We start from the raw sequence: 13,496 nt of genomic DNA, 5'->3' as shown, positions 1-13,496 counted from the left end.
CACATACAACCCCAAAACCCTTATAAACTTGAACCTTAACAAAAAATTCCGTGTAGCGCTAGTCGGAACAGGACATATTGCGGCACAAAATCATCTCCCGGCACTGAGGGCCTGTGCCGATAGGGCCGAAATTGTTGCAGTCTGCGGGCGCGACCCCGAGCGCACCTTCGCCTTTGCCACCCTACATCATATCCCTGCTCATTTTACCTCCCTGGAGCAAATGCTTGAAGAGGCCAAGCCCGATATTCTTATTAATTGCACGGCCAATAATTTGCACCATCCATATACCATCTTAGCCCTAGAGCATGGCTGTCATGTTTTCTGCGAAAAGCCCCCGGCCATGCAGGCACAGGAAGCACAAGAAATGGCCGACACCGCCACCTCCAAGGGACTATTTCTGGGGTATAACTTCCAACGCAGACAGTCTGCTGGATACCTGCTTTTAAAAAATGCAGTGGCGAAGGGTGAGTTTGGACATATCTACCATATCAAGGCCGACTTTCTACGGCGCAGGGGCATACCCGGCTGGGGCAATTTCACTAATAAAAGTATTCAGGGAGGTGGAGCGCTCATCGATCTGGGTGTGCATGTACTCGACCTGGCCCTGGGCCTAATGGACTACCCAAACGCCAAGAGCGTCTTGGGCAACACTTATGACTATATTGGCAAACAGGGGGGAACAGGACTTAAAGGGTCTTGGGACCCAGAGAAATTCGAGGTGGAAGATGCTTGCTTTGCTCATATCAGCCTACCGGGCAACGGTAGCATCACGCTATCGAGCAGCTTTGCCCTCAACCGTAAGGAATCAGAAACGGTGAATCTGCAAATTTTCGGCACCAAGGCTGGCGCCACCCTGCATCCCCTGGAAATCTTCACCGAGTCGGCAGGAGCCATCAGCGATATACAGTTCCCCTTCCTTACCGAAACGGATACTCAATTGGAGAACACCAAAGCATTTTTAGATGGGTGCGAAGGCCTGCCCACCAACATCTGCAATGCCAGTGAGGGGGCCATATTGCAGAGCATTGTGGAGCAAATCTACACCAGTGCACGAATGAATAACCAATCATAAAAATTGCCTGGATCCATAAAAAATGACCCTGATACAAGCACTGCATCAGGGTCATTTTTTATGGCTAGCATAGGACTCAAGGCCTATTTGGCAGTGGCCATCACCATTTTGATATCGTTCTTGGCACCTAGCTCAAGAACATCCACCAGGTCCTGCACGGCCAGATTCTTATCTACTCGCAGCACAATGGTCCTTTCCTCGATTCCAGCGAATATATCGATGAGTCGAGCCTCCAGCATATCACCGGGTATGGGCTCTTTATCGATATAATATACCTTGTTTTCATCGATGGACAACGTGATCTGCTTCTTGTACATCTGCTGACTCGCCGAAGCCTTAGGAAGCATCAGCTTGATCACGTTCGGATTGGACATCGTAGAGATGATCAAAAAGAACAAGAGCAGGAAGAACATGATATCGTTGAGCGAATGCGTAAACACCTCCGGTGCAAACCTGGCCTTTCGACGTATTTTCATAATTTACTTGATAAGCTTGAGGCCCACCGCATCAGTGCAGCGGGCGGTTGAAACGGGTATGGGTCGCAAAGGCCCCTACCTGATATCTGATTTATAAAATCACCATTTTAATTACTTGGAAGCCACTGGCTTCTGCAATACATCCAGAAAATCGGATGCGGCCATTTGCAAGCGTAGGGCGAAACGGTCGATCTTCATATTCAGAATATGGTATCCTGCATAGGCGATAAGACCGATGATCAAACCCGTTCCCGAGGTGATCATCTTCTCGTACATACCCCCTGCAATGGTGCTAATATTAAAATCGTTGGAGATAGAGATATCGTAGAAAATACGGATAATACCCGATATGGTACCGACAAACCCAAGCATAGGCGCAATACCGGCAATCACCCCAAGGTAGGGCAAGTTGCCTTCCATACGTTGGATTTCGATTTGGCTGGCATTTTCGATGGTGGTTTCAATGTCCTTTATCGGATAACCGATTCGGCCTATGGCGCGCTCCAGAATACGTCCTGCAGCATTGCGTTGGTTACGGCAGGTCGACTCGGCCGACTTTAAATTACCCTGCTGTATGAAATCTTTTACGTTATCCACAAACTGAGGCTCAATGGCCGCATTGGCCTTAATACCCAGAAAACGTTCGAAAATCAAAAATAGAGTGACCAAAAAGAGAATACCCAAGGGGAGCATTACCCAGCCTCCTTTTGCTAATAGGTCGAAAATAGAAAGTCCTTGATCGGCCATCGGGGCCGCCAAAGTAGAGTCAGAAAGTGCTTGCAGCAGCATCATATGGAATGATAAATGATTGGTTATGCGTTAAAATTGAGGCCCATAGGCCCAAATCAGGCTTTGAACATAAACGGAGCATTACGCTCCATATTGTTTAAAGGGCAAATATAGAAAAATTACTCTAGGAAGGTACTGCCCTTTGTGCTCTTGCAAAGCATTTAATGTCGTCTTGGGAATTATCTTGGTTAAAAGGAGAGAGTTCGAAGGAGTCCACGGTGGAAGGAACCAACTTGAAGAGAGGAAGGACAGCATACATAAGTCGCCCGCTTCCTAGGAAAGTAATAGCATGGGAACAAAGAAAAGCACAACCAGCAAAGAGGCTGCTATTCCACCAAAAGTACCTATGGCCAATGAATACCAGAAAGCCATATCGGAGCTGTACCATAAAAAGGGTGTCAGGCTGACCAAGACACTCAGTATAAAATACAAAACGGGCTTAAACTTGCCAATAATAGCCTTTTGATACGTCTCCACATTCGAATAGGCACCTGCTTTTAACAAAGAGTTATATTCGTTCATCACCATTACAATGGGAACAGAGGTGAGCCCGATTAGCAAAAGAAATGATGCATAGCCCCCTTGGTCAAAGCCAATATCCAGGGTATAAAAGGCAGCAAAAAGACCCACGAAAGAGAGTGTTACCGAGGCTATTAAAGTAAACGGCTGGCGTAACGATTCGAACATGATGGCCGATATGACAAAGATTAGTAACATGGATAAGCCAATTAACTCATACTGACGACGGCCGTTCAGCTGCCACCAACCAAATAATTTTCGCTCAGCCGTGTATCCCATGGGAAGTTCCTGCTGAAATACTTTTAAAGTTTTATCCAGAAATTTCCCGCCAAAGTTTGCGCTACCCATGTATTCAAAGCTGACCTGCCGAAGGTATTGTTGGTCTTCCTTCCTGATGCTGGGTATTATTTTTTCTTTCACCAAGTCTGCATGATCTCCGGTTTTTAGTCGAATACGATCAGAAACGGCTAATGGCTCATTCCTTAACGCAGTCACATCAAATCTGGATAATGATAAAGGTACGATATTGATTCCTGTATAGGTATCTCCAACAAGCTGGTAAAGATCCGGTTGTGGTCGGGCATTGTATTTTTCAATTGCGCCATATAAAGAATGCATAGAAGCATCATAATGGCTCCAATATACCGGATCCGTATTAATTTTGTAGGCGTACAAATCCTTTTGCCTGAAAAATCCGGGTACCTTGTTAATGTCTACCTCCTGAATACGGGGATGAGCCAGCAATCGTTTTTGAAGTACAATTGCCTTCTCTTCAAGTTCCTTGTAGTTATAACCCTTAAGGGCCACATTAAAGGTAGGTGTACCATTTTCATTTACATTTACATTAAACCCCTGTCCAACACCATAAATATCCCAATCTATCCCACTCATCTCGGTTGACATCGCTATTGCCTTACCTTTCATTTGATAAGGGAAGGAACCATCATTATATTGTTTCTTGAAATAGATAATGATGGTTCCCTGTTGGCCATTGTAAACCCTGCTAATGAACCGATCGATTTCCGAATGCCTTCCCAACTCACCTTCCATTCGTTTTAACACCGCATCCATTTGTTCTATCGTGCTGTGGTTGGGCAAGCCTGCATTAATGTATAATGCTGTTTGTTCCCGCGATCCATAATAAGATTTGTCATAAACATAATTAGAAAAAAGCCGCAGAAAACCGCCAAGCCCTTTGTCGAGATAGGGTCTGACATTTTCAACATACCAATCATTCCCTATTGTGTCGTTATAAATCGCTGAATAGCGACTTTCTTCATCAAGTCGTTGCGGAAGTAAAAATAGGGGTAAGCCAAAAAGTAGAATACAAAAAATGATAGCGGTACGACGGAAACGACAAAGAAACGCAAGTATTACACCATACAAATTTCCAACTATTACCAATAATCCTTTCTGAAGTATTTTCTTGTTCTGATCCTGTATGTTCAACTGCTGTAGCAGCGCAGGAATTAACCAAAGACAAACAGATAGTGACATACATTGTACAACCATCAATATCACTACAAAGTCCGTCAGGTCAGCTCTTATTTCGTCGGGCAGAAGCCATATTACAGATAAGGCCACGCCCAAGATCAGGGTGCTTCCAAAAATTGAAATGATGATCAACCTATTTCGCCTTTGAAGAAAATGAGTGAAGGTCAACAAAATACAACCACTAACCACGCCCATTGAAATGATAATGGTTGCCAACGACGGCACATAAACAACAATTCCCAGGACATAAAGGGCAAGAGCCGCCAGCAACATGCATGTTACCAGGCCTGCCACAACTAATAGTGATAACTTCAAACTCCGAAACACAATCCCTACCATTGCCATGATCGCGACCAAGGCCATTATAACCTGTTTGCTCAGCAAGTCCAGGCTTTCATAGATGTATTCGGTGGCGTCGTAGTCGATCCGGATGCCGTAGCCTGGTGGTAGTTCGGATCCAATTTTCCTCAGTGTTTTCTTTACTTCTGAGGCCACCCGCAGCTGGTTTACATTGGCCAAAGGCATTAAAGCAATTTGTACTGCACTTTTTCCATTAATCCTAAAATAGCCTTCTGCCCGTTTTTCTTGCTTTCTAATTGTGGCAATATCTGAAAGCCGAATTATCCGATCTCCTTTTTTGGCTACTAGGATATTTCCAAAATCCAAAATCCCTGAAGCCAATGAAATACTTTGTTTTAATCCATCGGAAGTGCTCATCCATCCCAGACTACTCAATAACCCATTTTTTGCGACGGCTGCACGAATATCTTCTTCTTTGATTCCCAAACTGAGAATGACATCGGGCTGATATTCCAACAACCATTCTTCTGGCTCACCTCCATGAACTTCCACCGCTCGGATACCTTCTAGGCGGGCAAATTGTGGTTTCAATGATGCCTCAATGTACTTCCTAAGCTGTCCGGGAGCTTCGTTACCATTGAGTTGAAGGCTTAAAAGCGGCTTGGCACGTTCATCGTCGGCGAGGCTATTGAGTGAAATTGCCGGGTAGCTCACACCTTGCGGTAAACTACGATACACTTGCCGAACCAATGATGCAGCCTCCAAACGCATTTTATCAATATCCGCTTTTTCGTCGAGTGACAATACAATCATCCCCTCTTGGTAGTCCGACGATGACGTGATACCCTTTACCCCCTGTATCGTACCCATAACCCCCTCCAAAGGGGCGGTTACCTGGCGCTCCAGTGCCTGTGGTGCGGCATGAGGCCAATGATATGATACAACAATGCGCTTTTCCCAGCTGCTTTTGCTAAAGCGAACAGGAATTTTTGGCAAAGCAAGCAACCCCAGAAGGCTGAACACCACAAATGTCAAAATGACCGAATAGGATCCTTTCATCGCCGATTTCCTTTTTTATTTCCGGATAAAGATCAATAATCGATGCACATTTTGCAATTTTTATTGTCAAGAACTACTAAAAATTAATAAAACACATAATTTTAAATATTGAATATATTAACCATTAATAGCTATTTTGCTATTCTATTGTATTAGATACTATACTTCATTAAATCATCACTGTAATGAAAGCACTTATCGCTAGTCGTGATTCTTTGCATACTGAAGCTATCACTGTCTTACTTTCAACTACAGGATACTCTCAAATACAAACTACTTTCTGCATTGATGAAACAACGAAAATCAATGAAAATATAATGCCCGATGTTTTGATTGTGTGCTACAGTATGAAACAGGAGGGATTTCTTTTCTGGATAGATAACTTACACAAAGTACCCCATGCCTCCCACATTGTAGCCCTTGTGCCTGACTTATTACCTGCAGAACTGGCGGGATTAATTGCCAGACAAGTAACCATTTTGCACGTGAGGGATGCCACAGAATGCTTGGCCTCGGCACTTTTACATCAGCATGCTACCCAGCATCAACCAGTAGGGCTCACATACGACCCATTTCTATCTCCTCAAATTCTGGAGGTAGTGGGGCTGGTACCACCCAAAGGGAATGCGCTTTACGAGCTTACCCATTCCGAACTAAAAGTGGCCTCTCTACTTCTACAAGGATATAATAACAAATGCATTGCCCATCTACTTTTACGGTCCCAACATACCATCGAAAACCACCGAAAACATATTAAAGATAAGCTCGCCCTGCCTGGAGGGAAAAATGCACTTATTGAACACCTTATTCCTTATACCCGTTGGGTACTAATTGCTGCGGGGGGGGGGTAAAAATCCCCATTTTTAATTTTGAAATGGCGATGCCTGCAATAATTTATACATATACTTTTACACGGTAATCCAAGAAACACTTGGGGGCAGTTTCATTTCAAAAAAATAATTATGAAAAAAGCAGTATGTGCAGTGATTCTGGCAGGAGCATTATTCTCTTCTGTGAATCAAAAAGTCGAAGCAGGCCCTATGGGGAATAAAGGGAGATGGCTTGTAAGATCGGATGGTACGTCTTGTTGCGCCTACGCATTATTTATCAATAAGTGTTATCGAGTCGGCACTAATGACTGTTAAAACCCAAACTAAGAATGTTGTATTTTTAAACCTATTTTTTTTATGAAAAAGTTAATTACACTACTCATATTTGTGTCTGCCAGTTTGGCAACTTCTACAACTACGCACGTTAGTGCGGGAATATTTGCCCAGAGAGGAAAGCTATACACCAATGATAATGGTATTTTATGCTGTAAATATGCCATTTTTAGAAACAATTGCGAAAAAGATGGTCAAAAATGGGATGGCTGTTGATCAATAATTTTCTATTGCTATGCAAAGAGATCGATTAGAGTCAAAATCTAATACTCGATTAAACGTATAAGTATATCATGATTTGTGCTGTTAGGAAAGTGTGTAATACGGAGACACCGTTAAATATCTCCGTTTTACACACTTTACCAACAGATATTTTTCTGGTCGCTTCTCCCGGCATTTACTGCATAAACCTATTAAGTAGTTATAATAATGGATAATTTGCCGACAACGACTAGTTCGTGCAAAATACTTTCTAAAGGATATTAGAATGAAATTGTACATAACAATACTTCCGAATCTGATCATAATTTTAATCTCTATAATTTTTCATGGGTGCCAAAAAGAAAGGAAATACCTCAATAACCCCTGCTTGGACCAAAGAAGAAACGCTATCTATTCTATGGCTATTGACACGATCAGTATATCAGTAAATGATTCTATGCCAACAGTGTACGATAAAGTTCAAATTGCAAAGGATAAATATCTGATTGGAAGGTCAAAGAAAAATTATAGATTAGACATTTATGATTTAGAAGTTGGAAAATTTATTAAATCAATAATAATAGATAAGAATTTTGTGCCAAATATGGTATCATTTTATGTTTATACGATGGACAGTATATTCGTAGCACAGGATCCATATACGATCTCACTGGTCAATTCCAGTGGAAACGTAATTAATAAATGGGTTTTGGACAATGCTCCTATAAACTGGAAATTAGATGAAATAATTAATACCCCTCTTTATTATTTTGATACAGATCGTGAGAATATCAATTTTTTTGACCCAAAAACTGGCAATATTCATCTAACTCTTACCAACACTGATATTTACTATTTCTCGGACAGAGAAAAATTTAAATTACACAATACCTTTAATATTCATACAAAAAAGTGGGGAATCCCATTTGGGAAAATAGAAGCAGCCTATTCTGGCGATTCAGAACGCGAGAAACAATATTTGCCTTTTCAGTCTCATCCATTTTGTGTTGTACTAGGTGATTCGTCTTTTGTTTCGTACCCCATGAGTCATAAGGTTTCGATTTACAATAACAAAACAGGTCTTCTCTTAAATGAAAATTGCGTATCCAGTAAGTATATTGAAAAATTGCCTCCACCAATTGACTACGAAACAAATCCTCAGACAGAGAGAAATTTCTTTGTCTCTACTTCCCTATACGGATCGTTAAATTATCATAATAAACTAGGTGTTTTTTCGAGAATTGCCCTGCATGAGCAACCTGAAAAATTACCCAGCGGAAAGCTGAACAGTCACCTGAACAAGACCGTATCTGTGATCTTGTTTAATAAAAAGCTTGAAAAATTGGATGAGTTTATTTTGGATAGGGAGAGCCAACTGTCCAGTTTCGGTGATCCTCAGTCACTTTTCGTATCATATCCCACCTCCAACGGGTTCATTGGAGCATTAAAGGAAAGGGTTGTGACATCCGAATCTGAATTCAGGCATTCAATCAGATTCAAATTTTTAAAGAAATGAAAAACTGGGCATTTGCATCACTTATTGTATTCATGGCCTGCTGCAAAGGCACATCCAGTGATTGTCCCTATTTCGAAGGGATATCGCTATATTTTAAAGACGAATTATACATTTCATTGAATGATATCAAAGACGAACATATTTTTTACGTCCTCGATCTGCAGGCTTGTGAACAGTGTGTTAACCTGAATACAAATATGCTTATGCGGGTAAAGGCAAACAAAAAATTAACAATTGTGTTTGTTGGTGAAACCTTCAACAAGCAGTTTTTAAACCGGGTGGCGGTATTAAAAAAGAGATTTGAATTTTTAACAGATACAAAAATGGCGGTATACGGTTATCAAACAAATCTGGCTAAACCTTTGCTCATCCATGTTAACAAGGGGCATTGTGTTAACGTAATAGACGTTATTGATCCTAAAATATCAGAAGCAGAAGTTTACATCAACTCAATATAATACATTTTGTACGAATGAAGTGGATCGTAGTAGCACCAGTAGTTTTTTTTAGTTTCATTAATTCATTGTTTGGGCAAAACATAACCATTAGTGGTTTTGTCAGGGAACAGGGTTCCCGAGAAAGTATTGCCGGAGCAATCATTTTCAATGCAGATCTAAAAATTGCTTCCCATACCAACGCTTATGGCTTTTATTCTCTAACGGTTTCCCGGGCAGACACTATCGATTTGCAGGTATCGCTAATGGGTTATCAGACACTGCTGATCAATGTAGCCGCCAGGAAAGACTATAAGATGGATGTTTCGATGGCTCCATTAAGTTTGGAATTGGAAACCGTTACCATCACGTCCAGTGAGCAGGAGAAAAAAAGTCTTTCTCCTAAAATAAGCACAATTAATGTACCCATTCAACATTTGAAAGATTCCCCATCCTTGTTAGGAGAAAAGGATATACTGAAAGCCATACAACTTTTGCCCGGAGTGCAGAGTGGAACCGAAGGAAGTAATGGGCTCTTTGTCCGTGGCGGCGGATCGGATCAGAATCTGATTCTAATGGACGAAGCAAAGGTTTACAACTTCTCGCATCTCTTTGGGTTCTTTTCTATTTTTAACGGAGATGCCCTAAAATGTTTAGAATTTATAAAAGGTGGTTTTCCTGCCCGCTATGGAGGGCGACTATCTTCGGTATTGGACGTTCAGATGAAGGAAGGAAACAAAAGTGCTACCCACGGAGAAGTGGGAGTGGGGCTGATTAGCAGCAGGATAACCTTGGAGGGACCACTTAAGAAAGACAAGTCCTCATACATTATTTCCGCTCGACGCTCCTATCCCGACCTGTTGTTATCTTTAGCTAAAACTCCGTCAGGTGCCTCCCTGAAATCCAATTTCTATGATGTTAATGCAAAGGTTAATTTCGAATTGAATAAAAACAACCGGTTATTTTTCAGCACGTATCTGGGAAAGGATAATTTGTTCGAGCGCGTAAATAAGAAGGGCGATGAGTACCGGAACATGGGTTTCAGCTGGGGAAATAAGACAGGCACCTTGCGATGGAACCATTTGTTTTCTCCCAAAGTGTTTTCTAATATGAGTGTGATATACAGCAATTTCAATTACGAATTGGAAAATACAATTGGCTCGTCCAGCCAAATCTACTCGTCCCGCCTGAATGAGCTCAGCTTAAAATATGACTTTGACTACCTGCCAAATGCCAAACATGATATTCGTTTTGGAATCAATCTTTCCAGATTGAATTTTGTACCGAACAGCGCTGCGTTTAAGGAGGATGGTGTACCGGACAGACAAGAAATAGAACGGGTAAATGCATTTGACGGAGCCATTTATGTCGAAGATATTTATACGCCCACGAGCAAGGTAGTTATTAATTACGGACTGAGGCTTGCCATGTTTGCCCCATCACAAAAGACCTATACCTTCGTTGAACCCAGATTGGCAATTAATTATAATTTTATCAAAAATTGGTCGGTAAAGGGCGCATATTCCGTGATGAACCAGCCTATTCAGTTACTGACGAACAATGGCTTGGGGTTGTCTGTGGATGTATGGGTTCCCTCCACACCCAAAATACCTCCACAAAATTCCCGCCAGTTCACCTTTGGCCTCACCCGCGATTTCACAGAAAAGAAATTTAGCATAGAACTGGAAGTTTATTCCAAAAGGATGAAAAACATTCTTTCATTTAGGGACGGAGCAAGCATTCTGTCATTGGTAAGCTTGTTCAGGGACAGGGATTTTACCTCAGCCCGAATCTTATGGGAAGACCTCAGCACATATGGTGTTGGAAACTCCAGAGGTTTAGAATTATTCATCCATAAAAAAACAGGAAAATTGACCGGTTGGACAAGCTATACGCTAAGTAAAACCATATATCAGTTTCAGGAATTGAATTCAGGACAGCGCTTCTTTCCCATTCAGGATCGTAGGCATCAGCTTTCAATGGTTGGAGGATATCAGCACAGCAAGCGGGTGAAATTTTCTGCCAACTTTGTTTTAAAAACTGGCAATCCGGTCACCCTACCTAAACTTAGTTATGATAAGTTTAACATTGACCCCTTTACCAATAGGCCAACAGCCAGCCTGGCTGTCATTGACTATGGAAATCAAAGAAATGACAGCCGAACGCCTATTTACAATAGACTCGATTTAAGCATGCAATTGATAAAACAGAAAAAACGAGGCCAACGGACATGGGAATTTGGTTTTTACAATATTATGGGAAGTAAGAACGTATTCAGCTATGAGGTAAATATTAATGGAAAATTCAATGAAAATAAAGAATACATCAGGACCAAAACTATAAATGCAGCAAGTCTGATGCTGTTTATCCCCTCTATCTCATACAGTTTCAAATTTTAGCCATGACAAAATATATTGGTATCATCGTTCTTCTTTTTTCATTTAACTCCTGTATTGAGGAAATAGATGGATTGTCAAACACACCAGAAGAACTTGTACTGCATTGTTACATTAGTCCTTCCGATACGTTGATTAGTGCAGTTTTGTCAAGGGCGACATCCTTTGCCATGAACGAAATCAAGTTTAATGACCTTTTTGTAAAAGATGCCCACATCACGATGAGTGATGGAAATCTTGAAAAGCAGCTTGTTCTAAACCCAAAGAATAATTTTTACGAATTTAAAGTTTCAAACGACTTTAAAATTGAGAAAGGGAAAACGTACTCGATAAAGGCCGTTGCCAAGGATGGCAAGGTGTTGACATCTTCCTGCACAGTTCCTTTAAAATCGATTAAACAAGAGGAAATTGAAGTAGAAAAATCATTCAGAGGAAGTGATTTTGTAGACATACGCTTGAAATGGCCGAGCAATAGGACAAGTTTTTACGTGTTAAGGCCATACTTTTACTATTCAGGTATCCGATCTAAAAATTTACCTACTTCTCATACGATTCAATTTTTTAGCGGTGCCGATATTGAAAGCGACAAGATCACCTCGAATTATTTTACAAACGATTTGATAAATAACCAGCGCAGAAATATTGTCTTTCTGTATGTGGCCGATGAGAACTTCTATACCTATTCGAAATCGACTGAATTAAACTCGAACAATCAGGACGACCCATTTGCGCAGCCCGTTAATGCCAAACACAACATAAATGGTGGATTTGGCTGCTTCGGAGCGTATTATACTATACGGCTTGACTTGGATTTTTAAATAATCTACACCATACCAATCCATACTGTTTTCCACAACCTATGTAAACCAATCTTTTGAATCGAATATTTACTACAATATTAGTACTTACGGTATCTCTCTCCTGCACTACGGATAAGCAGGATAAAGATTTATTAGCACGTGCCGATAGCACTACTGTTGGAGAAGTCACTCATGTGCAAACAGCTCCTGCTCAAAGTAAAACCTTTGTTGCTCAGATAATCAGCAATGGAAAGGTTCTTGCTGCTCAGGAAATCCCCCTTTCGTTTCAAAGCCAGGGGATTATTACACACATTGCCGTAAAGAATGGTGTCTCGGTGAAGGCAGGACAGCTGATCGCTTCAATGCATAACGACGCGCAGAAACTTGCGCTTCGGGAGGCCCAGCTACAACTGGAGGAAAGCCGGGTCGAGGTGAGCGACCAGCTCATAACCCAGGGGGGGAAACGTGGCGACACGGCTTCGGTGAGCAAGGAGGTGTATGCGTATATCAAGCTTCGCAGCGGTTATAACAGAGCCCTGCTTGCAGTACAAAAAGCACAACTAGAATTGTCGAAAACTTTTTTATACTGCCCTGTTGCAGGTACGGTTGCCAATCTTACGGTCTCCAATTACAGTTCTTCGCCAAGTGATAAGCCATTGTGTACGTTGCTCAACCGTAAGGAGATGCTCATCCGTTGCCCCATTCTGGAAACCGAACTGGCTGCGGTGCTTGTAGGGCAATCGGGGCAAGTAGAGCCCATAGGTCGCCCAGGACGGGTATACAAAGCCAAGGTACTGGACATTAACCCGGTGGTAAGTTCGCAAGGACTGGTAGATGTCACCATTCAGGTTCTGAAACCGGATGCTATGCTGCTTTCCGGAATGAATGTAAGGGTAATGATAGAGAAATCGTTTCCGGGGCAACTCGTAGTACCCAAGCAGGCAGTAGTAGAACGGAGTGGCCGCAAGGTAATATTCACTTATAAAGACGGGCTGGCCAAATGGCATTACGTAACTACTGGACGAGAGAACGACAGAAACGTTACCATTACAGAAGGATTAGAAGCGGGAGAAGAGGTGATATTGTCGGGACATCTGAACCTGGGTCACGATGCAAAAGTGGAAAAAACGGAAGTTAAGAGAGAGAAAGTGGACGAGTAAGCGAGCCTTTGATGTAATAATCAACCCTTTTGAGTAAAACAAGCGAAAAGACTAGCAAGATCCTTATAATCAACATGTTACATTAATCGATCTCGAAATAATCTCAGCAACATAGTA

At 41.8% G+C, this 13,496-nt stretch carries 11 protein-coding genes; 8 read left to right on the top strand and 3 right to left on the bottom strand.

The annotated features are described in order from the left end of the window. The first annotated feature begins 28 nt into the window (after positions 1 to 28). On the top strand, positions 29 to 1,072 hold the full coding sequence (locus X939_RS0116515; RefSeq protein ID WP_044199829.1) for a Gfo/Idh/MocA family protein: 1,044 nt from the start codon (positions 29 to 31) through the stop codon (positions 1,070 to 1,072). Between the two features lie 83 nt (positions 1,073 to 1,155). On the opposite strand, the gene X939_RS0116510 is transcribed toward X939_RS0116515, so the two are convergent. The 3 genes from X939_RS0116510 to X939_RS0116500 form a co-directional block, all read right to left on the bottom strand. After that, positions 1,156 to 1,548 carry an ExbD/TolR family protein gene (locus X939_RS0116510; RefSeq protein ID WP_025764403.1) on the bottom strand — a complete coding sequence of 131 codons (393 nt, stop codon included), beginning with the start codon at positions 1,546 to 1,548 and terminating at the stop codon, positions 1,156 to 1,158. Between the two features lie 111 nt (positions 1,549 to 1,659). Next, a complete protein-coding gene (locus X939_RS0116505) occupies positions 1,660 to 2,340 on the bottom strand; it encodes a MotA/TolQ/ExbB proton channel family protein (RefSeq protein WP_025764402.1) in 681 nt (226 codons plus the stop codon). A 270-nt stretch (positions 2,341 to 2,610) separates the two neighbouring features. Further along, on the bottom strand, positions 2,611 to 5,709 hold the full coding sequence (locus tag X939_RS0116500) for an efflux RND transporter permease subunit (protein ID WP_025764401.1): 3,099 nt from the start codon (positions 5,707 to 5,709) through the stop codon (positions 2,611 to 2,613). Between the two features lie 185 nt (positions 5,710 to 5,894). On the opposite strand from X939_RS0116500, the gene X939_RS0116495 reads away from it, so the two are divergent. The 7 genes from X939_RS0116495 to X939_RS0116465 all read left to right on the top strand — a co-directional run bounded on the left by X939_RS0116495 (position 5,895) and on the right by X939_RS0116465 (position 13,379). Then, the gene (locus X939_RS0116495) at positions 5,895 to 6,560 is read left to right on the top strand and encodes a helix-turn-helix transcriptional regulator (protein WP_084299518.1); all 666 of its coding nucleotides are present in this window, start codon (positions 5,895 to 5,897) and stop codon (positions 6,558 to 6,560) included. A 336-nt stretch (positions 6,561 to 6,896) separates the two neighbouring features. Further along, positions 6,897 to 7,088: a hypothetical protein gene (locus X939_RS23670; protein WP_131694788.1), complete on the top strand. Its 192-nt coding sequence runs from the start codon at positions 6,897 to 6,899 to the stop codon at positions 7,086 to 7,088. A 403-nt stretch (positions 7,089 to 7,491) separates the two neighbouring features. Beyond that, complete coding sequence (locus X939_RS0116485; RefSeq protein ID WP_198034435.1) at positions 7,492 to 8,589, top strand: hypothetical protein; 1,098 nt, start codon at positions 7,492 to 7,494, stop codon at positions 8,587 to 8,589. Then, a complete protein-coding gene (locus X939_RS0116480) occupies positions 8,586 to 9,047 on the top strand; it encodes a hypothetical protein (protein ID WP_025764398.1) in 462 nt (153 codons plus the stop codon). Before X939_RS0116485 ends, X939_RS0116480 begins: the two co-directional genes overlap by 4 nt. Positions 9,048 to 9,061: 14 nt before the next feature. After that, complete coding sequence (locus tag X939_RS0116475; RefSeq protein WP_025764397.1) at positions 9,062 to 11,422, top strand: TonB-dependent receptor; 2,361 nt, start codon at positions 9,062 to 9,064, stop codon at positions 11,420 to 11,422. A 2-nt stretch (positions 11,423 to 11,424) separates the two neighbouring features. After that, positions 11,425 to 12,237: a DUF4249 domain-containing protein gene (locus X939_RS22545; protein ID WP_044199772.1), complete on the top strand. Its 813-nt coding sequence runs from the start codon at positions 11,425 to 11,427 to the stop codon at positions 12,235 to 12,237. A gap of 56 nt (positions 12,238 to 12,293) precedes the next feature. Beyond that, the gene (locus X939_RS0116465) at positions 12,294 to 13,379 is read left to right on the top strand and encodes an efflux RND transporter periplasmic adaptor subunit (protein WP_025764395.1); all 1,086 of its coding nucleotides are present in this window, start codon (positions 12,294 to 12,296) and stop codon (positions 13,377 to 13,379) included. The last annotated feature ends 117 nt before the right edge of the window (positions 13,380 to 13,496 follow it).

This window comes from Dyadobacter tibetensis Y620-1 (assembly GCF_000566685.1).
GTDB classification, from domain to species: domain Bacteria; phylum Bacteroidota; class Bacteroidia; order Cytophagales; family Spirosomataceae; genus Dyadobacter; species Dyadobacter tibetensis.
This window is presented reverse-complemented; position numbering and strand designations above follow the sequence as displayed.